General features: G+C 60.6%; 22 protein-coding genes and 1 tRNA gene. 14 read left to right on the top strand and 9 right to left on the bottom strand.

Features of this window, described 5'->3' with window-relative positions:
- Positions 1-82 (bottom strand) — tRNA-Tyr (locus AB5Y51_RS00580).
- A 126-nt stretch (positions 83-208) separates the two neighbouring features.
- On the opposite strand from AB5Y51_RS00580, the gene AB5Y51_RS00575 reads away from it, so the two are divergent.
- Complete coding sequence (locus tag AB5Y51_RS00575; RefSeq protein WP_041215524.1) at positions 209-721, top strand: VC2046/SO_2500 family protein; 513 nt, start codon at positions 209-211, stop codon at positions 719-721.
- A gap of 63 nt (positions 722-784) precedes the next feature.
- Here AB5Y51_RS00575 and raiA read toward each other — a convergent pair whose 3' ends face one another.
- Positions 785-1117, bottom strand: a complete 333-nt coding sequence (gene raiA, locus AB5Y51_RS00570; protein WP_010674126.1) for a ribosome-associated translation inhibitor RaiA — start codon at positions 1115-1117, stop codon at positions 785-787.
- Between the two features lie 392 nt (positions 1118-1509).
- On the opposite strand from raiA, the gene AB5Y51_RS00565 reads away from it, so the two are divergent.
- The 5 genes from AB5Y51_RS00565 to yciA all read left to right on the top strand — a co-directional run bounded on the left by AB5Y51_RS00565 (position 1510) and on the right by yciA (position 8803).
- The gene (locus AB5Y51_RS00565) at positions 1510-4029 is read left to right on the top strand and encodes an EAL domain-containing protein (RefSeq protein ID WP_324033372.1); all 2520 of its coding nucleotides are present in this window, start codon (positions 1510-1512) and stop codon (positions 4027-4029) included.
- Between the two features lie 83 nt (positions 4030-4112).
- On the top strand, positions 4113-6029 hold the full coding sequence (locus tag AB5Y51_RS00560; RefSeq protein ID WP_368177885.1) for a transglycosylase SLT domain-containing protein: 1917 nt from the start codon (positions 4113-4115) through the stop codon (positions 6027-6029).
- 178 nt (positions 6030-6207) lie between these two features.
- Complete coding sequence (locus AB5Y51_RS00555) at positions 6208-7206, top strand: LacI family DNA-binding transcriptional regulator (protein ID WP_368177884.1); 999 nt, start codon at positions 6208-6210, stop codon at positions 7204-7206.
- A gap of 246 nt (positions 7207-7452) precedes the next feature.
- Complete coding sequence (locus AB5Y51_RS00550) at positions 7453-8265, top strand: NAD-dependent epimerase/dehydratase family protein (RefSeq protein ID WP_368177883.1); 813 nt, start codon at positions 7453-7455, stop codon at positions 8263-8265.
- Between the two features lie 139 nt (positions 8266-8404).
- On the top strand, positions 8405-8803 hold the full coding sequence (yciA, locus tag AB5Y51_RS00545) for an acyl-CoA thioester hydrolase YciA (RefSeq protein WP_029314261.1): 399 nt from the start codon (positions 8405-8407) through the stop codon (positions 8801-8803).
- Positions 8804-8809: 6 nt separating this feature from the next.
- Here yciA and AB5Y51_RS00540 read toward each other — a convergent pair whose 3' ends face one another.
- Positions 8810-9034 carry a hypothetical protein gene (locus AB5Y51_RS00540; protein WP_010674132.1) on the bottom strand — a complete coding sequence of 75 codons (225 nt, stop codon included), beginning with the start codon at positions 9032-9034 and terminating at the stop codon, positions 8810-8812.
- Between the two features lie 111 nt (positions 9035-9145).
- On the opposite strand from AB5Y51_RS00540, the gene AB5Y51_RS00535 reads away from it, so the two are divergent.
- On the top strand, positions 9146-9991 hold the full coding sequence (locus AB5Y51_RS00535) for an endonuclease/exonuclease/phosphatase family protein (RefSeq protein WP_029314263.1): 846 nt from the start codon (positions 9146-9148) through the stop codon (positions 9989-9991).
- A 95-nt stretch (positions 9992-10086) separates the two neighbouring features.
- Here AB5Y51_RS00535 and AB5Y51_RS00530 read toward each other — a convergent pair whose 3' ends face one another.
- Entirely contained in the window at positions 10087-11409 is a 1323-nt protein-coding gene (locus tag AB5Y51_RS00530) for a LysM peptidoglycan-binding domain-containing protein (protein ID WP_223302529.1), read from the bottom strand.
- Between AB5Y51_RS00530 and AB5Y51_RS00525 the strand changes: the two genes are divergently transcribed.
- On the top strand, positions 11338-11610 hold the full coding sequence (locus tag AB5Y51_RS00525; protein WP_010674135.1) for a hypothetical protein: 273 nt from the start codon (positions 11338-11340) through the stop codon (positions 11608-11610). The genes AB5Y51_RS00530 and AB5Y51_RS00525 overlap by 72 nt on opposite strands.
- 87 nt (positions 11611-11697) lie before the next feature.
- On the opposite strand, the gene gloB is transcribed toward AB5Y51_RS00525, so the two are convergent.
- Positions 11698-12462 carry a hydroxyacylglutathione hydrolase gene (gene gloB / locus AB5Y51_RS00520; RefSeq protein ID WP_368177882.1) on the bottom strand — a complete coding sequence of 255 codons (765 nt, stop codon included), beginning with the start codon at positions 12460-12462 and terminating at the stop codon, positions 11698-11700.
- 79 nt (positions 12463-12541) lie between these two features.
- On the opposite strand from gloB, the gene AB5Y51_RS00515 reads away from it, so the two are divergent.
- Positions 12542-13264 carry a class I SAM-dependent methyltransferase gene (locus tag AB5Y51_RS00515; protein WP_010674137.1) on the top strand — a complete coding sequence of 241 codons (723 nt, stop codon included), beginning with the start codon at positions 12542-12544 and terminating at the stop codon, positions 13262-13264.
- A gap of 6 nt (positions 13265-13270) precedes the next feature.
- Here AB5Y51_RS00515 and rnhA read toward each other — a convergent pair whose 3' ends face one another.
- Entirely contained in the window at positions 13271-13735 is a 465-nt protein-coding gene (rnhA, locus tag AB5Y51_RS00510; protein ID WP_103259825.1) for a ribonuclease HI, read from the bottom strand.
- 75 nt (positions 13736-13810) lie between these two features.
- Between rnhA and dnaQ the strand changes: the two genes are divergently transcribed.
- Together dnaQ and AB5Y51_RS00500 are read left to right on the top strand one after the other, a co-directional pair.
- Positions 13811-14545 (top strand): DNA polymerase III subunit epsilon, encoded by a 735-nt coding sequence (dnaQ, locus tag AB5Y51_RS00505; RefSeq protein ID WP_041212726.1) that lies wholly within the window; start codon positions 13811-13813, stop codon positions 14543-14545.
- Positions 14542-15792, top strand: coding sequence for a TIGR03503 family protein (locus AB5Y51_RS00500; protein WP_042865207.1), 1251 nt, complete (start codon positions 14542-14544; stop codon positions 15790-15792). The genes dnaQ and AB5Y51_RS00500 overlap by 4 nt, the downstream gene beginning before the upstream one ends.
- 75 nt (positions 15793-15867) lie before the next feature.
- Here the strand turns inward: AB5Y51_RS00500 and AB5Y51_RS00495 are convergent, their stop codons facing one another.
- On the bottom strand, positions 15868-17385 hold the full coding sequence (locus tag AB5Y51_RS00495) for an HD domain-containing phosphohydrolase (protein ID WP_039038835.1): 1518 nt from the start codon (positions 17383-17385) through the stop codon (positions 15868-15870).
- Positions 17386-17560: 175 nt separating this feature from the next.
- The gene (gene fadE / locus AB5Y51_RS00490; protein ID WP_368177881.1) at positions 17561-20017 is read right to left on the bottom strand and encodes an acyl-CoA dehydrogenase FadE; all 2457 of its coding nucleotides are present in this window, start codon (positions 20015-20017) and stop codon (positions 17561-17563) included.
- A 252-nt stretch (positions 20018-20269) separates the two neighbouring features.
- Here fadE and lpcA point away from each other — a divergent pair, with 252 nt between their 5' ends.
- The 3 genes from lpcA (at position 20270) to AB5Y51_RS00475 (ending at position 22393) form a co-directional block, all read left to right on the top strand.
- Positions 20270-20848 carry a D-sedoheptulose 7-phosphate isomerase gene (gene lpcA / locus AB5Y51_RS00485; RefSeq protein WP_010674142.1) on the top strand — a complete coding sequence of 193 codons (579 nt, stop codon included), beginning with the start codon at positions 20270-20272 and terminating at the stop codon, positions 20846-20848.
- A 111-nt stretch (positions 20849-20959) separates the two neighbouring features.
- On the top strand, positions 20960-21757 hold the full coding sequence (locus tag AB5Y51_RS00480; RefSeq protein ID WP_010674143.1) for a class II glutamine amidotransferase: 798 nt from the start codon (positions 20960-20962) through the stop codon (positions 21755-21757).
- Positions 21758-22057: 300 nt separating this feature from the next.
- Positions 22058-22393 carry an Hpt domain-containing protein gene (locus tag AB5Y51_RS00475; RefSeq protein WP_039038838.1) on the top strand — a complete coding sequence of 112 codons (336 nt, stop codon included), beginning with the start codon at positions 22058-22060 and terminating at the stop codon, positions 22391-22393.
- Between the two features lie 12 nt (positions 22394-22405).
- On the opposite strand, the gene yvcK is transcribed toward AB5Y51_RS00475, so the two are convergent.
- The gene (yvcK, locus tag AB5Y51_RS00470; RefSeq protein WP_029314269.1) at positions 22406-23329 is read right to left on the bottom strand and encodes a uridine diphosphate-N-acetylglucosamine-binding protein YvcK; all 924 of its coding nucleotides are present in this window, start codon (positions 23327-23329) and stop codon (positions 22406-22408) included.
- Positions 23330-23418: the final 89 nt, after the last annotated feature.

The raw sequence follows: 23418 nt of genomic DNA, 5'->3' as shown, positions 1-23418 counted from the left end.
TGGAGGGAGAAGGATTCGAACCTTCGAAGGCAGAGCCGTCAGATTTACAGTCTGATCCCTTTGGCCGCTCGGGAACCCCTCCCCAAGTGCGAGGCGCATACTAACAGATCTGTCGCGCTTGTGAACCCCTCTGCCGGGATTTTTAATGCTTAAAGGATCGGGTTGATGGCCGATAAGCAATGAAACCTTCATTTCCAAGATTTATCTCATGCTGCCCAGTGCGATTCGTGACCGCTTGCTCGTGGATGAGGCCCAGTTGGGCCAACGGCTCAACCAGGATCTCCGTGCGGGGGACCGTGCCGACTTCAGGCTGCACCTGGCGCTGCTGACCGATGCGGTGGAAGAGCAGCCCTGGTTTGATGCCCCGCCCAAGCCTGCGTCGGGTGAGCTGGATTGGCGCTCCCGTTTCGGTCTGATGCCCCGGGCGTCCCTGCAAGGCGGGGTGGAAGAGAGCGATGCCACCAGCCTCAACGAGCGTCTGCAACAGGGCGGGTGCATGACGGATGTGAGACTCTGGCTGGCGCTGCGCTCCCCGCCACTGGTGAGCCGAACACCCGCGCTGGATCCCGCGGTGTACGACAACCTCTCGGCACTGGGTCGCGAGCGCTGGCAGGCCCGACCTATGGGCGCTGACCCCAGGGAGGAGGCTCCACTGATGATGCTGCCGCTGCTCGATGAGCTTGCGCAAGGGGTGGATGCCAGGCTGCGCTGGCTGGGGTGACGGCACGGTAGAATGCAAAAAGGCGGGATAACCCGCCTTTTGCTTTATGAGTGGTGAACCTTGTCAGGCGTCTGCTTCGTCCGGTTGGGGCACTTCCTTGCCGGCGGCACGACGGGCGATGGGTTTTTCCGTGTGACGGTTGAGCTGGCGTTCCAGCTTCTGGCCCAGGTCCGTGATGGCAGCATAGAGATCCTCGTGCTCTGCCTGCGCAAACAGTTTGCCGTTGGGAATGCCGATAGTGGCTTCGACGATATACATCAAACGCTCTTTGGAGATGATCACATGGGGTGTGATAAGAGGCACCTGAAGACGCTCGAGCTTTTCAAAACGGGATTCAATGCGCTCGCGGATGGCTGGGGTGATGTCGATGATTTTACTGGTCATTTCGATTTTCATAATGGCCCCCTTCGGGTCGTCTTGCTTGTGTCTTCACCTCCAGATTACCCATGTCGCCAAATCAAAATGTGATCTGTGTCACGAAAAATACCCTTGGGAATCCCGCTGTCCATAAATTGTGAGCTTTTCCCGTTTCATGCCAAAAACCGCTTGAGCTCAGTGAAACAGGCAGGCAGTATCAGCAAATAGGATCGTTTCTGTCCCCCCTCGGCAGCGCCTTGTGTCGACCCGATGTTTGGTTTTTGCCGCATAGTCTCGAATTTTCTCCACCCACATCGCCTCATCGCATCGCAAAATCATTGCCATGCGCCGGTGGAGATATGCGCGCAAACGGATATGCTTTTCTGCAGGAGTCGGGGTGGATAACGTGGTTGTAGTGGTTGGAGTCGTAGATGAAGCAGCAAGCCACCCAGATGATGTGGTTTTATGATCGGCAGCATGGGCAATGGAGCCTGTCTGATCATGTCTCTTGTGAACCCTGGGCAGGGGAGGGAGCCCACCCCTGGGCCACCCAACTTGAGCGGGAAGATGAAGCGGGTTTCGCCGATTTTCTTGCAAGACTCCACGATTCCGGCCAGCCTGGCCAGTTCATCGGTCACCTGCGCGATGAGGACGGCAAGGTACACCATGCGCTCTGGTACGGCCAGTATGTGCCTGCACAGGGGCTCTGTTGTGGCTGGCTTGCCCCCCTCGAAATGATGCATCGCGAGATGGATCGCGCCAACTCCCCCGCAGGCGTGACACCGCCGCTTCCCATGTTGCAGGCCCCCTTGCTGGCCAAGCTGGCGCAGGCGCTCTCCGCCAAGACGGGGCTCGATTTTTGCCAGACCCTGGTCAACGAGCTGGCCCATATCCTGGGAGCCACTGCCGTCTGGCTGACGGAGCGGGTCGGTCTCGACAGGCTCAGGGTGCTGGCGAGCCACGGCATCGACGTCAAGGAGTATGCTCTCTGTGACATGCCTTGCCAGCAACTCTATCGCCAGGGGCCCTCCTGCGCGGTCCCCGTGAGTGAACCCCTGACCGGGTATCCCGATCTGCCCCCGGGCCAGCACTATTACGCCCAGCCGCTGCTCGATCGCAACGGTCAGATCCTGGGCCATCTTGCCCTGCTGTTCCCAAGCCAGACCCGGACCACGGATCTGGATTCCGTCCTGACCATCTTCTCGGTGCGCATGGTGGCCGAGCTGGAGCGCCTGCAGAGCGATGCCCTGATGCGGCTGTCTGCGGTGGCCTTTGAAACTCACGAAGGGATCATCATCACGGATCCCGAGTTCAAGATCCTGCGGGTCAATTACGCCTTCAGCCAGATCACCGGCTTTGACAACCAGGGGGTGATTGGTCTGCACCTTGGCAACGATCTCTGGTCGGGGCTGGGAGGGTTGGGTTACGAGCTCAACGCCCTGGATCGCTGGCAGGGGGAAACTCTGCGCCTGCACGCCGACGGTCACGCCTATCCCCAGTGGGAGATCGTCACGCCGGTGCAGGATGAAAAGGGGGGGATCAGCCACTATGTCATCTTCTTCGAGGATATTTCAGAGCGCAAGGCGGCGGAGCGCCGCATCCAGGATCTCGCCTTCTATGACGAGCTGACCGGTCTGCCCAATCGCCGTCAGCTGCACGAAACCCTGACCCAGGCGTTCACCGATGCAAATCGCAGTCACCTCATCGGGGCCCTGCTGTTCATCGATCTCGACCACTTCAAGACCATCAATGATTCCCTGGGTCACGCCACCGGCGACTGGCTGCTCAAGGAGGTGGCCAGCCGTCTCAAGCGGCTGGTGCGCCAGGGGGATTGTCTGGCCCGTCTCGGCGGCGACGAGTTCGTGTTGTTGCTGCCAGCGCTCTCCATCAGCCCGCCCCAGGCGGAGATGCAGGCCGACCTCATCGCGGAGCGGCTCATCGGGGAGATCGCCGCCCCCTATGATTTCAGAGGCCAGGTGCTGCACATCGGCGCCAGTGTCGGCATCACCCTCTTCCCCGGTCGGGAGCAGGAGGCGGGGGATCTGCTCAAGCAGGCTGACACCGCCATGTATCAGGCGAAATCGGCGGGCCGCAAGACCCGGCGCTTCTTCGATGCCTCCATGCAGTTGCAGGCCGACCGGCGTCTGCACATTCACAACGAGCTGCGCAGTGCCCTCGACAATGGGGAGCTGACTCTCCACTACCAGCCCCAGCATATGGTGGCGGGGGGGGAGATCATCGGTGTCGAGGCACTGATCCGCTGGCAACCCCCCGGGCGTGCCCTGGTGTCGCCTGCCGAGTTCATCCCCATTGCCGAGGAGACGGATCTCATTGTCGACATCGGCAACTGGGTATTGCACGAAGCCTGTACCCAGTACGTCTCCTGGGAGGAGAACGGGATCCACGTCCCCCAGCTGTCGGTCAACGTGAGCGCCAAACAGTTCCATGCTCCCGACTTCGTCGATCGCATTCACGACGTGCTGGCTGCCACCGGCATGGATCCCGCCTGCCTCAACCTGGAGATCACCGAGTCGGTGGTGCTGGGTCATGCGGAAGACACCATCAGCAAGATGGCGGAACTCAAGACCCTGGGCATCAGCTTTGCCATCGACGACTTCGGGGCGGGGTACTCTTCCCTGAGCTACCTCAAGCGGCTGCCGGCTGACGAGCTCAAGATCGACCGCTCTTTCATCCAGGACATTCCGAAGGATGGTGACAACATGGCCATCGTCGAGGCCGTGATCGCCATGGCCCGCCACATGGGGTTCAACGTGACGGCGGAGGGAGTGGAGTCCCGCCAGCAACTGGAGTTTCTGCAGGCGCAGGGCTGCCATTTCTTCCAGGGATACCTCGCCTCCAAGCCGCTCCCTGTTCCCTACCTTGAACGCTATGTCAGCCGCCAGGTACGCGGTGATCGCCCCGTCTGCACCGATAAAAATAGTGTGGCGTAGCGCCCATATTTAACGGGTAGAATGAAGGTATCTCACCACCGCCAGCGGGCGGTGGTTATGCCTCTCAAGGGAGAATACCTTTCGTGAAAGCCGTGCAGGGAATCATCTTTTCGGCGCTGTGCGTGCCAGGGCTAGTGGCACCCGCCTTTGCGCAAACCATGGAGCAGTCTCTCTATCGCCAGGCCCATGAGGCCGTGCGTGCCAATGATCAGGTCAAATTCAGCCAGCTTCGGGCACGCCTGATCCACTATCCTCTGTTGCCCTATCTGGATTACTACAAGCTTGCGTTCCGTCCTGGGGCTGCAGACTACAACGATGTGACCCGCTTCATCCGCCAGCACGGGGACACCCCCCAGTCCAACCGGCTCGAGCGCAGCTATCTCACCTATCTTGCCCAGAGCCAGCAGTGGTCCCAGTTCCTGCGCTTCTATCCGGCCAAGCCAAGCTCCACCGATCTGCTCTGTCAGCACTATCAGGCCCGCTACTACACGGGGCACCAGAGTGAAGCCCTGCAGGAGGCAGGCAAGCTTTGGTTGAGCGGCCAATCCAGGCCCGATGCCTGCGATCCCCTGTTCCAGCTCTGGCAGCAGGCAGGTCTGCGCACCCAGGAGAAGATCTGGGAGCGCATGAACCTGGCTTTCGAGGCCCAGAACCCCAACCTCATTCGCCACCTCGGGGCCCAGCTCGGCAGCGGCATGAAGGGGTATGGCGATCAGATGATCGCCCTGTATGACCAACCCGTGCGGGCGATGAATCCTGCCAACTTCACGGCGGCGCCCCCGTCGCGCCATCTGCTCTCCCTGGGGCTGGCCCGCTACGCCAACCAGGAGCCCGACGCGGTTCTGCGCCAACTGGGGGAGATGACCCGTCGCTTCGGCCTGAACCATGCCGAGGTGAATCGGGTGGAGAAGGCGGCCGCCCGCCGCCTGTTGCTGGACCGATCTTCTGACCAGCGCGCCTGGCTGGATACGGCTCTGGTGCGGCTCAAGGATCCGGAGCTGGTGGAGCTGCGGGCCCGTCTTGCCATCTGGGAGCAGGATTGGCGCGGCCTCGAAGGCTGGGTCAAGCGGATGCCCATGGGGCTGCAAAAAGAGGATCGCTGGCGTTACTGGATGGCGCGCTCGCTGGAGAAACAGGGGCGGCAGAAACCGGCGCGGGACCTGTATCTCGAGACTGCGAGCCTGCGCGGCTTCTACGGCTTCATGGCGGCCCAGCGCACCGGTGTGCCCTATCGCATGAAGAACCAGAGCGTGGCGCACAAGGTGCCGGACTGGCAAAGTGCCAGCCGCCGCTGGCCCTTCCTGCTGCGGGTGCGTGAGCTGCTGGCGATGAACGAGATCACGGCGGCCCGCTCTGAGTGGATCCACAACATGGATCGCAACAGCGTGGCCCAGCGCCTGGAGTTTGGCCACATCGCCCTCAACCAGGGCTGGCACGAGCTGGCGATCCTCTCCAGCATCCGTGCCGAGGCCTGGGATGCGCTGGACCTGCGCTTCCCACTGCCCCTCAAGCGCACCTTCTCCCAGATGGCACAAGAGCGCACCATGAACACCAGTCTGCTCTACGCCATCTCCCGTCAGGAGAGCGCACTCTATCCCCTGGCCCAGTCACCGGTCGGGGCGCGGGGGTTGATGCAGCTGATGCCTGCCACCGCGAAAGAGACGGCCGGCAAGCTTGGGGTGCCCTATCGCAACGAGCAGCAACTGTTCGACCCGGCCATGAACATTCGACTTGGCAGCGCCTACCTCAAGCGCCTGCTGGATGTGTATGACGGCAACCGGATCCTGGCGGCGGCGGCCTACAATGCGGGTCCTGGCCGGGTCAAGCGCTGGCGCGAGCAGAGCGACAACAAGCCGATGGATGTCTGGGTGGAGAGCATCCCCTATCGGGAGACGCGCAACTATGTCCAGAACGTGCTCTCTTTCGATCTCATCTATCAACACAAGCTGCAGCAGCCTTTGCGTTTCATGTCGGAACGCGAGCTGAATCACGCCTATTGAGTTCGGGGGGCAGTCGTTGTGGCGGCTGCCTCCCATTCTTGCCCCAGAATGGTTATCATCCCTTAAGCTTTGTTACAAAAGGAAACCTGCCAGGTGATCGGGCGCCGCGTCTTGGTCTGTCAGGTTCGATACAATGCCCGATCATCACTGACAGGCTTTTCCAACAAAGGAATCGAGAGTGGCAACGATCAAAGATGTGTCTCAGCTGGCGAATGTCTCCATTTCGACAGTGTCTCGAGTGATCAACAACACGGCGCAGGTGGCGCCCGAGAAGCGCGAGGCTGTCCTCGCGGCCATGAAGGAGCTCAGCTTTCGTCCAAACAGCTTCGCCCAGGCCCTGGTGAGCAAGCGCTCCAACTGTATCGGTGTGCTGGTGGGGGATCTGTGTGGCGGCCCCTTCTTCGCCCAGATGATGCGCGGCATCGAAAGCATGGTCGACAAGGCGAACAAGTTCACCATCGTGGTGTCCGGAAACCACGACGCGACCCGTGAGCGGCACGCCATCCAGGCGCTGCTGCAGCGCCAGTGCGATGCCCTGATCCTGCACAGCAAGGCGCTGCCTGACGAAGAGCTCAGCGAGCTGGCGTCGGGCACGACCCCCATCGTCTTCATCAACCGTCAGGTGCCAGGCTGCGAGGATCGCTGCGTCTGGCTGGACAACCAGGCCGGCATCACCACGGCTTGCCAGCATCTGCTGGACGCGGGACATCGCAGGATTGCCTTCGTCACCTCCGATGACGAGGAGTTTGTGGATGGTCAGCAGCGGATGGCCGGCTATCGCTTCGCCCTGCAACGGGCAGGTATCGAGCTGGATCCTGCCCTCATCGGCCGTGCCTATGCCGATGAAAAAGGTGGCTATGTGGCCATGAGCGAGCTGCTGGCGCGCGGCGTCGAGTTCAGCGCTGTGCTTGGTTTCAACGATGCCATGGTGGCGGGGGCCATCTCCTGTCTGCTGGAGCGGGGTTACAAGATCCCCCAGCAGGTCTCTGTGGTCGGTTTTGATGACATCCCCTATGCCCGATACATCTATCCCAAGCTCACCACGGTACGTTACCCCATCGAGGAGATGGGAGAGCGTGCCGCTGAGCTGGCCCTGAGGCTGCTGGATCACAAGCCGGTAGAGGGATTGGCGCTCAAATTCGAAGCCGAACTGGTACGGCGGGAATCTGTGGCCTGAGTCATGAAGTTGGCCCCGTGCGGGTCGACTTTTTTGTAAAACAGTGAAAGCGCTTTCAGAAATCCTTTTCAACTGTGATCCGCTTCAAAGCTTTTTGACCGCGCTGCCACTAGGATAGGCCCACGAATTAGGAGCGTGCGCTCCCGATTTTCCCGCTGTGGGAGGTAACCGGTTAATCCGGCTATTTCCTTCGTTACTTTCGACGGTCATCATTGGATGGCCGTTTTTTTTTGTCAGGATCCGGGTATGACGAACGAATTTGAGTATCAGACGGGTATCGTGGGCGCCGGCTGGCTGGGGTTGCCCCTGGCCAGGGCATTGCAAGAGCAGGGGCAATCTGTCGCGGTGACGGTCAGTACGGCCGAAAAGGCTGAACGGCTGCGGGGGGAGGGTATTGCCGCCTGGCCGCTGTTGCTTACCCCTGACATGGGATCACTGCCTTTTCGCTGTCATGACCTGGTGATCTGTGTGCCCCCCAGCAAGACCGGTGATTACTCGGCGTCCGTGGCCAGCCTGTGTCGACAGGCGAGGGAGGCGGGTGTTCAGAGGGTTCTGTTTATCAGCGCGACTTCGGTCTGGGGGGCCGGGCAGGGGGAGGAGGATACGCCCGCTCCAGCCCATGACAGAGGCTTGCGGATGCGGGCGGCCGAGCTTGCCGTGCTGGAAGGGCATGTTGACTGCGCCATGATCTTGCGCCCGGCCGGACTCTATGGTCCTGACCGTCACCCCGGCCGTTTTCTGGCGGGCAAGACGCTGGCCGGGGGAGGCCAGGCTGTGAACCTGGTGCATCTGGACGACGTGGTGGCCGCCTGTGAGCTGATGCTGGCCCGGGGGCAGGATGGGGATGCCTACAATCTGAGTGCCCCCGTTCACCCACGTCGGGAGCAGCTCTACCCCTTCGCGAGCCGCCTGCTCGGGCTGGTGCCGCCGCAGTTCGTCGAGCCGGCGGGGGAGTTTGCTCCCATCGAAGGTCAGCGCATCTGCCAGCAGCTTGGTTTCGTCTATCGCTGGCCGGATCCGGCCCACTGGTTTGCGGACGGTGCGGCCTTGAAGGGCTGAACGGGTCGTCGCCATCCGGGCCCCGGAGTCGGTCATCTGGCGTGCAAACCAGATACGGCGCGCGCTCCGGGACAATTGAGGTTTGCCAAGGGGGGGATCGCCCCCTATCATGCCGCCATCCATGATAAAGAGAGCGGTAATGATGGAAGAGACCAAGCGCCACCCCGATGGGGAGCTGTTGCTGAGAACCCTGGCAATGCCAGCCGATACCAACCCCAATGGCGATATCTTCGGCGGGTGGATCATGTCCCAGATGGATATAGGTGGGGGCATCATGGCCAAGGAGCTGGCAAAAGGGCGCATCTGTACCGTCTCGGTGGAGGGGATGACCTTCCACAGCCCGGTCAAGGTGGGTGACGTGGTGTGCTGTTACGGTCGCTGCCTCAAGATTGGTCGCAGCTCCATGCGACTCAAACTGGAGGTCTGGGTCAAGCCGGTATTGCGGGAGAACGAAGCCCAGCGGTACTGCGTGACCGAGGGCGTCTTCACCTATGTGGCCATCGACGATCAGGGCAAATCCCGCCCCGTCCCGGTCTGAGTCTGCTCAGATGAGCCGGGCATTGATGATGGATATTTCCTGCTCAAGCCCGGTTTTTTGCCGTATCATGCGCTCCAGCATCTCTTCCGACCCCACGCACTGCCGGGTGTCGAACAGACAGAGATCACATTGGGGATCCCGCCTGATTTGATAGACGGTGGAAAGCTCCACTTGATGACAGGTTCCCTGTTGATCGTAAAATGTCACGCGGTACTGGTGCTGTCTCGCCATCGTTGAATTCCTTCTGGATGAGTCGGGCCGGACACGAATAATGAGACTAGTCGGCGACCGTGGCCTGTGTGAGGGCCATGTCGTCTTGCAGAGGCAGGTGATTGTTAGCCAATGAAAAATAGTTATCGGATTCTGGGAACGTCCCTGCTGACGTTGGGGCTGGTCGGTTGCTTCGAGGTACCGGATCAAGATCATCTGGTGACTGCGGCAGGTATCATACCTGGCGCAAGCTGTGACAGACCACCTCTGGTGGCGCTCGCCTCCACGGCCTTGCCGAGGGAGTTTGGCATCACCGTCTGGAACCTCTACAAGGGACAACGCAAGAACTGGCGGGAAGGGCTGGATGAGTATGCCAAGTCCCAGGATCTGGTGCTGCTGCAAGAGTCGGCGACCCGGCCCGAGATGCTGGACTGGCTGAAGAGAGGCGATTTCCAGTGGCAGCAGTTGCAGGCCTTCACCCAGGGAGGTGTCTCCTTTGGCGTGATGACGGTGGCGAAAACGCCGCAGGCGTTTGTCTGTGGCGTCCGTTCCCCCGAACCCCTGCTGCGTATCCCCAAGTCAGGTCTGGTCAGTCTCTATCCCTTGCAGGGGGATCCTGACGGCGTGCTGGTGGTGAATCTCCATGCGGTCAATTTCGAACTGGGCATGGCGACCTTCCGCGAGCAGCTCAACGATCTGACTGCGTTGATCCATCGCCACCAGGGGCCGGTCATCCTGGGCGGCGATTTCAACACCTGGAGCGACAAGCGCGCGTTCTGGTTGAACAAGCTGGTGGGCGAGCTTGGCCTGCAGGAGGCCATACCTGTGCCTGATCTGCGTCGCACCGCTTTTGGCCGCCCGCTGGATCACCTCTACTATCGCAATCTGGATCTGGTGGAGGTGAGTTCACCGGCTACCGATGCCTCTGACCACAACCCCATTCTGGCGCGCTTTGCGGCCCAGGCCATCACTCCCTGAGTCATCCCTCAGGGGAGAGCGGCGTCGCCGCTGGTTCATGCAGACAAAAAAATACCCCGCATCAAGCGGGGTATTTTTTGGATTGCGACGAGCGATCAGCTGTTGTTCTTCACGAACAGAGTCAACTCCTGACCCGGCTTGAGATAGTCACTCTTGCCGAGCTGGTTCCAGCGCATCACATCGTTGACGGCGACCTGGAAGCGGGCTGCGATGGAGGAGAGGGAATCACCGCGGCGCACCTGATAGACCATGGACTTGTTGCTGCTCTTGCCCTGCTTGGGCCAGACCACCAGCTTCATGCCAGGCTTGAGGGCCGACTTGGCGTTCAGGCCGTTCCACTTGGCCAGGTCGGCGTGGGTGACCCCGTGTGCCTGGCTGATGCTCCACAGGTTGTCACCGGAGCGCACCTGATAGTTCACCTTGCCACCACTGCGGCTGGCGAGCTGCTGCGGCTTGCTCTGGGCAACCTGGGTTGCGCGCCCACCATTGGGGATGATCAGGCTCTGGCCACGGCGCAGGTTGTTGCCGCGCATGTTGTTGGCCAGCTTGAGCTGTTGCACGGTCACCCCGTGATTCTGGGCGATCCGTGACAGCGTATCACCACTGGTGACCTGATAGGAGCGCACACCACGGGTACGTTCACGCTGGGGCAGATCGGCCAGGGCCAGCTCCAGGGTGTCGGCGTACTCGACGGGGACCAGCAGGTTGTAAGGGCCCTGCGGCGAGGTCATGCCACGCTTGAGCGCAGGATTGAGCGCCTTGAGCTGGGAGGCGGAAACGCCAGCCAGCTGGGCGGCCACGTTCAAATCAATCTGACCACCGGTATTGATGGTTCGCAATTGCGGCTTGTTGGCCAGCACCGGCAGGGTGACATTGTATTTGTCCGCATTGCGGATCATGTCGGCCATGGCCAGGATCTTGGGCACATACATCCGGGTCTCGCGGGGCAGGTCCAGCGACCAGTAGTCGGTCGGACGACCAGCCCGTTCGTTGCGGGTGATGGCGTTGCGCACCCGACCTTCACCGGCATTGTAAGCGGCCAGGGTCTGCAGCCAGTCACCGTCGAAGAACCGGTTCAGGTACTCCAGGTAATCCAGTGCGGCATTGGTGGATGCAAGGACATCGCGTCGACCGTCGTACCAGTTGTCGTGGCGCAGGCCGAAATTCTTGCCGGTTGCAGGAACGAACTGCCAAAGACCGACCGCATTGCTGCGGGAGCGGGCATTGGGATCGAACATGCTCTCGATCATGGGGATGGTAATAAGCTCCATTGGCAGCTCACGCCGTTCGATTTCCTCTACCATCAGATACAGGTAGGGCTCAGCCCGGCTGGCAATGGTCGCCATATGCTTATCATTGCGCAACAACCAATCACGCTGTTGGCGAACCCGGGCATTATCGTGCGAGTCCAGCTGCATATCATCGCTGATACGCACCCACAGGTTATCAGTGTCATCCAGCTCTTCTATCTGTTCGTCGCCGAACAGCATCCGCGAAGAGTGTTTTTTGTACGTTTTCTTGCTGACTTGGGGGGATTTGATCGGCTCGATTGCCGTTACCGCCCGGTCATCCTGATGGCTCAGGTTTTGACAGCCGCTGAGAAACAGCGCTGCCAATAAGGCCGTTCGTAGCTTCATCTCGCTCAGGTCATCTGTGGAAAAACAGCTCGCATCATAAGGGGCAATGCCCCCCTGATCAAGGTTTGTTCAAAAAACGTCCTTCCAGGCCCGCAGAACAGCGAAGGTATCCTCTGGATTTTCCAAGCATTTAAGGGCGTATTTCTCAGCAGAAAATTTTACCGAGTCCTGCTCGCAGCGCAGAAAAACATTGAAATTCCGCTCATCTCCCAGCCGGGAGGGGAGACTCGGGAGGCCCTGCTGACGCAGTTTGCTGATCACGCCGATCTGCCGCTGGATCGCCAGGTTGTCGGGCTCGACCGCATGGGCGAAACGCAGGTTGGAGAGCGTGTATTCATGGGCACAATAAAGGAGGGTCTCATCGGGCAGTGCCGCGAGCCGTTGCAGGGAAGTGTACATCTGTGCCGGGGTCCCTTCGAACAGACGGCCGCAACCGGCGCTGAAGAGGGTATCGCCACAAAACAGCATGCCCTGGCCGTAATAGGCGATGTGCCCCAGGGTATGACCGGGTACATGGAGGACATCCAGACTCAGGCCATGCCAGTTGATCTGATCCCCGTCGTCGAGCCATTGGCCGTGATGGTCCGGCATGGGGTCATGCTTGGGACCATAGAGGCGAGCGTGGGGGAAGTGTTGCAGCAACTCGGATACGCCCCCGACGTGATCGCGGTGGTGATGGGTCAGGAGGATGGCATCCAGCACCAGATCCAGCGCAGCCAGCCGTTCCAGCACGGGAGCGGCCTCGCCCGGATCGACGACCAGGCAGTGATTTTCATGACGGATCAACCAGATGTAGTTGTCGCTGAAGGCGGGAACTGTGATGACGGTATACATGGGTCGAGGTCTCTTGTGTTCTCTTTAAGGAAGGGATCTTATATAACTGGATGGCATTCGCCCCCGAGTTGGTCCCATTATGCAACTGGCACGTACCGAACAACAGATCGCGCTTCCGACCAGTTGGTCCGCACTGCCCATGGGGGACTGGGTGGCCGCCGAGCTTCAGGAGCGCCTCGACAACTGGTGCCCCCACCTCTTTGGCTATCACTTGCTCAAGATAGGTGCCCTGAGCGCCGAACTCTCCTGCGGCTGTTCCACCATTCGTCATCAAATCGGTGTCGCCCCCGGCGGACGGCTGCTGGACATCCAGGGGGATCCGCTCGCCTTGCCGGTGCGATCGGGGAGCGTGGATGCCTGCCTGCTGGCTCACTGCCTCGATTTCTCGCCGGATCCTCATCAGGTGCTGCGGGAGGCAGAACGGGTGCTGACCGACGATGGCTGGCTCATTGTCAGCGGTTACAACCCGCTCAGCCTGGTGGGGCTGGGTCACTATCTGCCCTTCATGCGGCGGCATCTGCCCTGGTCTGCCCGCATGTTCACGCCCGCACGGGTGACCGACTGGCTGCAATTGCTCGGCTGCGAGGTGATGTTCGACGAGCGGTTCGGTTTCTCCTTCATGGGCAGGCAGAGCAAGATCGGCTGGTGGCGGGAGAGTCTGGGGCGGGACTATTGCCGCTCCCTGGCGTCTGTTTACGTGATTGCCGCCCGCAAGCGGCGTTTCCCCGTGACACCGGTGCGTCGCCGCTGGCGGCTGCCGGAGTCGATGGCCGCGCCAGGAATGGCGCGCCAGGGCGGCTAGCGGGCATCAGGGCTGGTAGCCGCTGTCTTCGGCAAGCTGCTTGCCGCTGGCGGCCTCACGGGCCAGCTCGTCACAGCGTTCGTTCTCCGGGTGGCCCGAGTGTCCCTTCACCCAGAGCCATTCGATCTGGTGACGGGCCACTTCCGCATCCAGGGCCTGCCAGAGATCGACGTTCTTGACCGGCTGACGGTTGGCGGTCATCCAGCCCTTCTTTTTCCAGCCGATGATCCATTGGGTGATCCCCTGGCGCACATACTGGCTGTCGGTGGTGAGCCGCACCTGGCAGGGTTCGTTCAGGGCCCGCAGCCCCATGATGGCAGCCATCAGCTCCATCCGGTTATTGGTGGTCAATCGAAAACCGGCGGAGATCTCCTTGCGATGCTTGCCATAGACCATGACGGCACCATAGCCGCCGGGGCCCGGGTTGCCTAGGCAGGAGCCATCCGTGAATAAATCAATCTGTTTCAACATGAGCAATCAATCTGTTTTAGCGAGAGGCTTGGGGTAAACTAGCGAGTAAAACCGAAGTTTGACATGGATTTGATCATGAGCACACCCCAACTGAATCGCCAGATCATTCTGGATACCGAAACCACCGGCATGAACACCGCGGGCGGCCCCGTTTATCTTGGGCACCGCATCATCGAGATCGGCTGTGTGGAGGTGATCAACCGCAAACTCACCGGCAACCATTTCCACGTCTACATCAAGCCGGATCGGCTGGTGGACCCCGAGGCCATCGCCGTGCACGGCATCACGGATGCCTTCCTGGCGGACAAGCCCTCTTTTAGCCAGATAGCGGACGATTTCATCGAGTTCATTCGCGGCGCAGAGCTCATCGCCCACAACGCCCCCTTTGACGTGAGCTTCATGGACTATGAGTTCAGCAAGCTCGGTCTGAACTTCAAGACGGCGGATATCTGCGGCATCACGGATACCCTGGCGATGGCGCGGGATCTCTTCCCGGGCAAGCGCAATAACCTGGACGTGTTGTGCGATCGCTACGGCATCGACAACTCTCACCGTACCCTGCACGGCGCCTTGCTCGATGCGGAGATCCTGGCGGACGTCTACCTCCTGATGACGGGTGGCCAGACCAAACTCAATCTGGCGAGCGAAACCAGCGAGAGTGAGACCAGCCAGGATACCGGAATTCGTCGTCTGGAGAGCAATCGCCCGCCGCTCAGGGTGGTGCGCGCCAGCGACGAGGTGGCGGCTGTCCATGAAGCGAGGCTGGATCTGGTACAGAAAAAAGGAGGTGCCTGCCTGTGGCGGCAATGAGATCGCTTTGGGGGCTGCTGCTGCTGGCCTCCCTCCCGGCCGCGGCCAACGAGGTGTTTGCGCCTTCCGACATTCCTCTGCTCGACAACCGCTTTCGCATCGATTACGGCGTGAAGGAGATCACCTTCATCATCAAGCGCAAGCCGGGGACACCCTCGGTGATCCTGGTGCGACCCGATGGCAGCAAGCTCTATGTGGGCAAGGTCAAGCCGCCCGACGTGGGCTGGTTGCCCCTCAAGGATCAGGATCTCATCACCATCCGCGACCCCATGCCCGGCCCCTGGCAGGCGATCGGAGAGGTGGACCCCGACAATCGGGTGCGCCTGCTCACCGACATCCAGGTCGAGAGCGAGCCGCTGCCGGCCCGCCTCTATCAGGGTGAACGGGTCAAACTGCAATCCCGTCTGCTGATCGATGGCGCGGCGCCTGGGGCGGGTTACTACCTCACCGATCTGGGCATGACCGTCAAGCTTCAGCAGTTCAACGATGCCAGCCAGAGCGGCGATCCCGTGTTCGAGGAGACCCTGGGACGCTACATGGATGATGGCAAGGGGGTGGACGAAGTGCCGGGGGACGGTATCTTGACCGCCGAGGCGGTACTGGACGTTCCTGCGGGAAAATACCGAGCCCTCTTCAGCACCGGCAATGAGGTCTTCTCACGAGCCCAGTCACAGCAGGTGCTGCTCTACCCCTGGCCGGTCAGCTATTCCCTGAATCCCCCCTCCGGGGAGGGGGGAGCCAAGCTCTCTCTGGTCATCGATGTGGATGAACTGGATCCCGCCTCCGTGGTCATCCAGGGCAAGGCCATCGACGGCGGCGGCAGTAGCATGACGTTCAACGAGGTGGCGACAGCGCCGCGTTTTGGCGTGGATCTCTCCGCCCTCAAGGCGGCAGGGCAGTACAAGGTGGAGGCCACCCTCTTTGGAACAACCCGGCTCGGTCGCGAGGTGCAACTGCAATTGCCGGCCAAGTCGTTCACCATAGCACCGCCTCCCCCCCCTCCCGCACCCTCTGCGGCCATGCCCGCATCCGCCGCCACCCCCGACCGGTTCGAGGAGCGGGAGAGTCCGGTCTGGCTGCCCTGGGCGCTGGGGGGAGGTGGCGTGTTGCTGCTCTTGCTGGGGGCCGGTGGTTTCATTCTGCTGCAAAAGCGCCGCACTCTGCACAAGGCGATGGCGGCGCAGAAGGCGCAACTTGAAGAGACGCCAGCAACCCCGAAACTGGATCTCAATCTGCCGGAGCAATAATTCCGCGCACATTGCAAAGAAGCCGCCCAATGGGCGGCTTCTTCATGGTGGCAAGTGGATGGGGTGAATCCGATATCAGTGAGCGCCGATATAGATGTCTTTGTACTGCTCACGAATATCGAGGAACTTCTCCAGATTGGCCAGCATCAGATCCACCAGGAGGGGGTCGAAGTGCTCTCCTTTCTCCTCTTTGATCAGCGCCAGCACCTGATCCAGCGGCCAGGCCTGCTTGTAGCAACGATCCGAGCCCAGGGCATCGAACACATCCGCCAGGGCGACGATGCGTCCTTCCAGCGGAATGTCCTCTCCCTTCAATCCGCGGGGATAGCCGCTGCCATTCCACTTCTCGTGATGGTTGCCCGCGATGGTGGCGCCTATCTGGAACAGGGCCAGGTCACTGCCGGAGAGCATGTCCTGCCCAAGCTGGGCGTGGGTTTTCATGATCTCCCACTCCTCGGGAGTGAGTTTGCCCGGTTTGTGCAAGATGGCGTCCGGGATCCCCACCTTGCCGATGTCGTGCAGGGGAGAGGCCCGCTTGATGAGCTCGCACCTGTCCTCATTCATGCCGAGCAGCTTGCAGAACAGTTCGGTGTAGAGGGCCACCCGCTTGACGTGCAAGCCGGACTCTTTCGAGCGGCTCTCCACCAGTTCGCCGATGCGATAGATGATCTCTCGCTGGTTGTCACCGATCACCTCGTTGAGCCGGATATTCTCCAGCGCCACTATGATGTTTTCGGTGAACAGGCTCAGCAGCCCGGTATCCATCTGGCTGAGCGGGCGAGTGGTCTCGATGTGGAACAGCAGGTGATGACGGGCATTCTGGCAATAGAGCACCATCTGGTTGCCATCGTAGACATTGGCTCCCTTGGCCATGGCACAGCGCAGGATTTCCGGCGCATCGACGAGGCGCAGCATGGGACCATCGCTGAGCAGAGGCTCGAGCACCTGATCCCGCACCTCATACGCCAGGTGTTTCACATCGTAAATCTGGGACTCTTCCAGATTGAGCAGGGCGCTGAGCTGGGTCTGGGCTCCTTCGACGAACTGGCGCAGGGCACGCTGCTCGAAGATCCCCTTGGACGCCTCGATGACCTTCTCCAGCCCCTGTCGATTGCTCTCAAGGGTTCGGATGTCCCGGTAAGAACGCAGGCTGGCGCGCAACAGGGTGCGCAGTTTCTGGGAGGTAAGTTCGGTCTTGTCCTTGTAGTCGTTGATGTCGTAGTTGGTCACCACGTCATCTTCCGGGGCCTGGCCGGGCTGACCGGTTCGCAGCACGATGCGTACCATCTTGTTTTGCAGCTCGTCACGCACGAACTTGACCACCTCGAGACCGGCATGATCGACCTCCATGACGACGTCGAGCAGCAGCAGGGCGACATCCGGGGTGAGGGCGAGCAAGGCTTTGGCTTCAGCCGCAGAGTAGGCGTGCAGAAAATCGATCGGCTTGCCGTCGAATTCAAACTTGTTCAGGGTGATTTTGGTGATGCGATGCACTTCGGGTTCATCGTCCACTATCATCACCTTCCAGCCGGCGGGACGCGGTGCTGATTGGGGAAGATCTTCATCATCAATAATCAGGATTTGATCATCCATTATGCAATCCTGTGTGTGATCCTGTGCTTACCTTAACCGCTTCATTCAATATAGGAAACGGATTGATATCCAAAATATGATCCAGTCGGTTTCTCTTTCTTCGTATCGAATGCCATCCACCAGCCCTTTCATGAAAAACGCCTCCACAAGGGAGGCGTTCTGGCATCATGAGGCATCAAGCAGCCCTGTGATAAGCGGAGGCTTCAAACAGTGCCTTGTTGGCCACCAGGTCGACGGGATCGAAGTCATCGACGTTGATGGTGCGAAGGCGACTCTCCTCGGCGCGCCGCAGCAGGTCCGCTTCGGCCTGGTTGATGACACCGAGGCTCAGGCCTGCCTCTGCCACCTTGTCGAGCTGGGTGAAGGGGCGTTTGCTCCCTTCGGCTTTGCACACCTTGTCAAACAGCGGCTCTGCGGTCAGCACATCGTCCAGCGCCTGTTCCAGCAGCCCGAAGGGGTTGCCCTCCTCGCGCGTCAGATATTGACCCTCGGCCAGACGGCTGCGAGTGGCACTTGGCACCTGGAGCAGGCGGGCCACCTGGCTGTCGAGCTTGTCGGAGGGACGCTTCAGGTCGCGACCAAGGGGGAGCACGATGGCGCGCAGGGCCAGACCAATCCAGCGGTTCGGGAAGTTGCGCAGCAACTCGTCGATCGCTTCCTGCGCCTTGAACAGAGCGTCTTGCAGTGCCCAGTGCAGCAGCGGCAGGTCGGCCTGCTGGCGGCCTTCATCCTGATAGCGCTTGAGGGCGCTGGAGGCCAGATAGAGCTGGCTCAGCACGTCGCCGAGGCGGGCAGAGACCCGCTCTTTGCGCTTGAGCTCGCCACCCAGGGTGCCCATCGCCATGTCTGACAGGAAGGCAAGGTTGGCGGAGAGGCGAGAGAGCTGCTGATAGTAGCCCTTGGTCTGATCCTTGTAGGGCGCTGCGGCGAAGCGGGCACCGGTCAGCCCCAGCCAGAAGCTGCGCACCAGGTTGCTGATGGCAAAGCCCACGTGGCTGAACATCGCCTTGTCGAAATCTTTCAGCGCCTGCTCTTTGTCGGGGTGACTGGCTGCCAGCATCTCCGGCAACACGTAGGGGTGGCAACGGATGGCTCCCTGACCGTAAATGATCATGCTGCGGGTCAGGATATTGGCTCCTTCGACGGTCACGGCGATGGGCGCCCCCTGATAGCCACGGGCCAGATAGTTGTTCGGCCCCATGCAGATGGCCTTGCCGCCATGGATGTCCATGGCATCAATGATGCACTTCTGGGCGCGGTCGGTGAGGTGGTACTTGACGATGGCGGAGATGACCGAGGGTTTTTCACCGAGATCGATGCCGGTGACCGTCAGTTTGGCGGCGGCGCCCATGATGTAGGCGTTGCCACCTAGGCGTGCCAGCGGCTCTTCAATTCCTTCCATCTTGCCAATCGGCAGCTTGAACTGGCGACGGATGCGGCTGTAGGCACCGGTGGCCAGGGCCAGCATCTTGACGCCGCCCGTGCTGTTGGAGGGCAGGGTGATGCCGCGACCGACGGAGAGACACTCCACCAGCATGCGCCAGCCCTGACCGGCCATGGCCGGACCGCCGATGATGAAGTCGAGCGGTACAAACACGTCCTGGCCGCGGGTCGGGCCGTTCTGGAACGGCACGTTGAGCGGGAAGTGGCGGCGACCGATGTCGACTCCCTTGATGTGGGTCGGAATGAGGGCGCAGGTGATGCCGAGCTCTTCTTCCTCACCCAGCAGGTGGTCAGGGTCACGCAGCTTGAAGGCGAGGCCGAGTACGGTGGCGATGGGAGCCAGGGTAATGTAGCGCTTGTTCCAGGTCAGGCGCATGCCGAGCACCTCTTCCCCTTCCCACTCGCCTTTGCAGACGATGCCGAAGTCGGGAATCGAGCCCGCATCGGAACCCGCTTCCGGGCTGGTCAGGGCGAAACAGGGGATCTCTTTGCCGACGGCCAGACGGGGCAGATAGTAATCCTTCTGCTCGTCAGTACCGTAGTGTTGCAGCAGCTCCCCCGGCCCTAAGGAGTTGGGAACGCCGACGGTGGAGGCGAGCACGGCGCTGGCGCCGCACAGCTTTTGCAGCACGCAGGACTGGGCGTAGGCGGAGAACTCCAGCCCACCGTATTTCTTCTTGATGATCATGGCGAAGAACTTGTTGTTCTTCAGGTATTGCCACACCTCGGGGGAGAGATCGGCACGCTCGTGGGTCACTTCCCAGTCGTTGACCATGCGGCACACTTCTTCAACCGGGCCGTCCATGAAGGCCTGCTCCTCGGCGCTGAGGGTGCTCACCGGAATGGCGTGCAGCTTCTTCCAGTCCGGGTTGCCGGCAAACAGATCCGCTTCCCACCAGGTCGTCCCCGCTTCGATGGCTTCCTTCTCGGTTCGGGACATCTCCGGCATGATGGACTTGTAGATCTTGAACAGCGGCTTGGTCAGCTGGTTGCGGCGAAACTCCACCAGATTGAGGGGCAGGGCTATCACCGCGAACAGCGCCCACACCAGCAGGGGAACATGGCCATAGAAGGTGCCGGCGACCAGGGCGGCGGCCGTGGCAAGCGTGGCGGTGAACAGGGACGCACGGCGATAGGCCATGGCGCCGATCACCAGGATCACCCCGAGCAGAGTGAGGGTCGTCGTCATTGTTTGCTCCTTGCATGAATTGCCGAGGTTGGGAAATTGGCGTTAACTGATCCAGAGGTCTGACCTGTTGGATATGGCCCCTGTTGTAATTCATACGCACAAACTTATCAAGCTGTTTACAAGCCTGTTACCTTGGCTCTGTGATCGCCATAACGCGCTGCCCGCCCCATCTTGGCGGGCGGGGGGCGACGATTGGACTGGCTTGTGCGACAATGCCGCCACCCTATGTTGGACGACGAGATTTCAAGAACCATGTACCAAGAACTGATCCGCAACGAGTTGACCGAAGCTGCCAGCGTGCTCCAGGCGTTCCTGGCAGATGAGCAAAATCTGAAAAACATCGAGGCGGCGGCCAGGCTGCTCGCCGACTCCTTCAAGCAGGAAGGCAAGGTACTCTCCTGCGGCAACGGCGGCTCCCACTGCGATGCCATGCACTTTGCCGAGGAGCTGACCGGTCGTTATCGCGAGAACCGCCCAGGCTATGCCGGCATCGCCATCTCCGATCCCAGCCACCTCTCCTGCGTCTCCAACGACTTTGGCTATGACTATGTCTTCTCTCGCTATGTGGAAGCGGTCGGCCGTCGTGGTGACGTGCTGCTCGGCATCTCCACCAGCGGCAACTCCGGCAACATCCTCAAAGCCATCGAAGCGGCCCGTGCCAAAGGGATGAAGGTGATTGCCCTGACCGGCAAGGACGGCGGCAAGATGGCTGGTCTGGCCGATGTGGAGATCCGTGTGCCGCACTTCGGTTATGCCGACCGCATCCAGGAAGTGCACATCAAGGTGATCCACATCCTGATCCAGCTGGTTGAAAAAGAGATGGCCAAGTAATCAACGATCCGGGATTGAGAGGGGGGATGGGTGACCATACCGGCCCTCTCATCCAGCCGTGACGGTTGATTGACGAAACCAGAGTCAAGACATTCAGGGAGTGGATGGTATATGTGCGAACTGCTCGGCATGAGTGCCAATGTGCCGACCGACATCTGCTTCAGCTTTACCGGGCTGATGCTGCGGGGCGGCAAGACCGGTCCCCACAAGGATGGCTGGGGGATCACCTTCTATGAGGGGCGGGGTTTTCGCACCTTCAAGGATCCCGAACCCAGCGCCCAGTCTCCCATCGCCAAGCTGGTCCAGGCACTGCCCATCAAGAGCCGTGCCGTGGTCAGCCATATCCGGCAGGCGAACCGGGGGTGTGTCTCCCTGGAAAACACCCACCCATTTACCCGAGAACTGTGGGGCCGTTACTGGACCTTTGCCCACAATGGCCAGTTGACCGGTTACAAGAGGCTGCCCACGGGGCGCCACCGCCCGGTAGGCGACACCGACAGCGAGCACGCCTTCTGCTGGCTGCTCGACAGGCTGGAGCACAAGTACCCCAAACGGCCGGCAAATTTCCCCGCCATGTTCCGCTACCTCGCGACCCTGTGCGACGAGCTGCGCGGGCTCGGGGTGTTCAACATGCTGCTGTCGGACGGAGAGTTCGTGATGACCTATTGCAGCAACAATCTTTACTGGTTGACGCGCAGGGCTCCCTTTGGCGAAGCCCGTCTGCTGGATGAGGATGTGGCCATCGACTTTCAGAGTGAAACCACGCCGAACGATGTGGTGACCCTGATCGCCACCCGGCCGCTCACCGGCAACGAGAATTGGGTGAAGATGGTGCCCGGGGAGTTCTGCCTGTTCAGGCTGGGCGAGCTGGAATATGGCAATGCGGCCAACTTGTTGAACCAGAAATAAAAAATACCAGGGTAGATGTCTACCCTGGTTCTTCGCAGCAGCCATACAGGCAAAAAGGGATGAGAGAGGTGTTGCTGAGCCGCATCATTCTCATGGGTTGCATTGTTACTTTAATGTTAATTTTGTGACAACCTTTATCTCTCTCCATTCTGACTGACATACCGATAACTTGAAGCTGCTCACATTCTGGTGTCCCAAGAGCATCCGGAGCGATACGGGCATGCCCGAAGGGCGGGTGACAGCGGGGCTGTGGGTCCGCTATATTGTGGTCTGTTTGAATACCATCATAGGGAAGAGAAGATGGAGTGGCTGGATCAGAAAGTGCTGCGACAACTGGCAGATGACATCGGTCACGAGATGATGCCGGTCGTCATCTCGGTGTTTGTCGAAGAGGTAGGCGAGCAGTTGGCCCAATTAAGACCGCTTTTTGAGCAGCGGGACTGGTCAGCCCTGGCGCGTGTTGCCCACAGCATGAAATCGTCCTGTGGCAGCTATGGCGCCAAACCCAGCTATCAGCAGGTGATGGATCTGGAGTCCGCCTGTCGCCGGGAAGATGAGCAAGAGGCCGGCAGACTGCTGGCTGAGCTGGAGCACTCACTGCCCCAGGTCTTCACCCATCTGGCCCAGTTTCACTGAGCCAGAAGGGTATCAGCCCGCCATGTCGCGCTCGCCAAGCCTGCTCAGGATCACGGTGTCGAGTGCCAGCCGCAGCTTGAGGCGGTCGTGGCGGTGGGGGAGGGCCGCTTCACCCAGCTCGGCCCGAACGAGGCAGTGCTGCAACTCGGGTACCTGGGGGCCCTCGGGAGCCAGAATGGCATCGATCCGGCCGCTGCCTATCCGCTCTTCCAGCCAACGATGTTGACTGGACAGTGACAACTGGCCTGCCGGACCCTCTTCGTCCACCAGATTGCTGATGAACACTACGATGGCGCGGCTGCTGCGGATCGCCTCCGCAATCTCGCGCAGCAGCAGAGGAGGCATGATGGAGGTGAGGAAGCTGCCCGGCCCCAGGATGATCATGTCGGCCTGGCTCAGCGCCTCGACCGCTTCGCGCGTGGCGGGCACGACCGGTTTCAGGCTCAGGGCCCGTGGCGGTGTGGTGAGCTGATCGATGGAGACCTCTCCCAGGATCTGATCGCCACAGACGGTGTGGGCGCACAGATCGGTGGGATGCTCGGACATGGGCAGCAGATTGGGTTCAATTTCCAGCATGTCGCTGATGAGCCGGATGGCATCCAGGGGGCGCACGCAGAGGTTGTCGAGGGCCAGCAGCATCAGGTTGCCGAGGTTGTGGCCCGCCAGCTCGCCGCGGCCGGTAAAGCGGTGCTCGAACAGCTGGCTACCGATGCTGGGGGTGGTCACCAACTGGTTGAGGCAGTTGCGCAGATCCCCCCAGGCGATGCACTCCTGGCTTTTGCGCAGGCGTCCGGTGGAGCCGCCATCATCCGTGGTGGTGACGATGCCCGTCAGCCGGGATCCCAAGAACGACAGGGAAGAGAGCACCCGGCCCATACCGTGCCCGCCGCCGATGGCGACAACCCGGTCGAAGTCATTGATATTTTTCTGCCACATGCAGTGATCCCGTGGGAGGCCAGTGAGCACCATTCTAGTCTCCATGGCCAGGTAATTGTTTGATAAGGGTATGATTTTTGCTTGATGCA

Source organism: Aeromonas sp. R7-1, assembly GCF_040908115.1.
In the GTDB taxonomy this organism is placed as follows: Bacteria; Pseudomonadota; Gammaproteobacteria; order Enterobacterales; family Aeromonadaceae; genus Aeromonas; species Aeromonas caviae.
This window is presented reverse-complemented; position numbering and strand designations above follow the sequence as displayed.

Coding starts and splice junctions, on each gene's coding strand:
- AB5Y51_RS00575 (WP_041215524.1), top strand. CDS start 209: ATGCTGCCCAGTGCGATTCGTGACCGCTTGCTCGTGGATGAGGCCCAG.
- raiA (WP_010674126.1), bottom strand. CDS start 1,117: ATGAAAATCGAAATGACCAGTAAAATCATCGACATCACCCCAGCCATC.
- AB5Y51_RS00565 (WP_324033372.1), top strand. CDS start 1,510: ATGAAGCAGCAAGCCACCCAGATGATGTGGTTTTATGATCGGCAGCAT.
- AB5Y51_RS00550 (WP_368177883.1), top strand. CDS start 7,453: ATGACGAACGAATTTGAGTATCAGACGGGTATCGTGGGCGCCGGCTGG.
- yciA (WP_029314261.1), top strand. CDS start 8,405: ATGATGGAAGAGACCAAGCGCCACCCCGATGGGGAGCTGTTGCTGAGA.
- AB5Y51_RS00540 (WP_010674132.1), bottom strand. CDS start 9,034: ATGGCGAGACAGCACCAGTACCGCGTGACATTTTACGATCAACAGGGA.
- AB5Y51_RS00535 (WP_029314263.1), top strand. CDS start 9,146: ATGAAAAATAGTTATCGGATTCTGGGAACGTCCCTGCTGACGTTGGGG.
- AB5Y51_RS00525 (WP_010674135.1), top strand. CDS start 11,338: ATGCTTATCATTGCGCAACAACCAATCACGCTGTTGGCGAACCCGGGC.
- AB5Y51_RS00530 (WP_223302529.1), bottom strand. CDS start 11,409: ATGCAGCTGGACTCGCACGATAATGCCCGGGTTCGCCAACAGCGTGAT.
- gloB (WP_368177882.1), bottom strand. CDS start 12,462: ATGTATACCGTCATCACAGTTCCCGCCTTCAGCGACAACTACATCTGG.
- AB5Y51_RS00515 (WP_010674137.1), top strand. CDS start 12,542: ATGCAACTGGCACGTACCGAACAACAGATCGCGCTTCCGACCAGTTGG.
- rnhA (WP_103259825.1), bottom strand. CDS start 13,735: ATGTTGAAACAGATTGATTTATTCACGGATGGCTCCTGCCTAGGCAAC.
- dnaQ (WP_041212726.1), top strand. CDS start 13,811: ATGAGCACACCCCAACTGAATCGCCAGATCATTCTGGATACCGAAACC.
- AB5Y51_RS00500 (WP_042865207.1), top strand. CDS start 14,542: ATGAGATCGCTTTGGGGGCTGCTGCTGCTGGCCTCCCTCCCGGCCGCG.
- AB5Y51_RS00495 (WP_039038835.1), bottom strand. CDS start 17,385: ATGGATGATCAAATCCTGATTATTGATGATGAAGATCTTCCCCAATCA.
- fadE (WP_368177881.1), bottom strand. CDS start 20,017: ATGACGACGACCCTCACTCTGCTCGGGGTGATCCTGGTGATCGGCGCC.
- lpcA (WP_010674142.1), top strand. CDS start 20,270: ATGTACCAAGAACTGATCCGCAACGAGTTGACCGAAGCTGCCAGCGTG.
- AB5Y51_RS00480 (WP_010674143.1), top strand. CDS start 20,960: ATGTGCGAACTGCTCGGCATGAGTGCCAATGTGCCGACCGACATCTGC.
- AB5Y51_RS00475 (WP_039038838.1), top strand. CDS start 22,058: ATGGAGTGGCTGGATCAGAAAGTGCTGCGACAACTGGCAGATGACATC.
- yvcK (WP_029314269.1), bottom strand. CDS start 23,329: ATGTGGCAGAAAAATATCAATGACTTCGACCGGGTTGTCGCCATCGGC.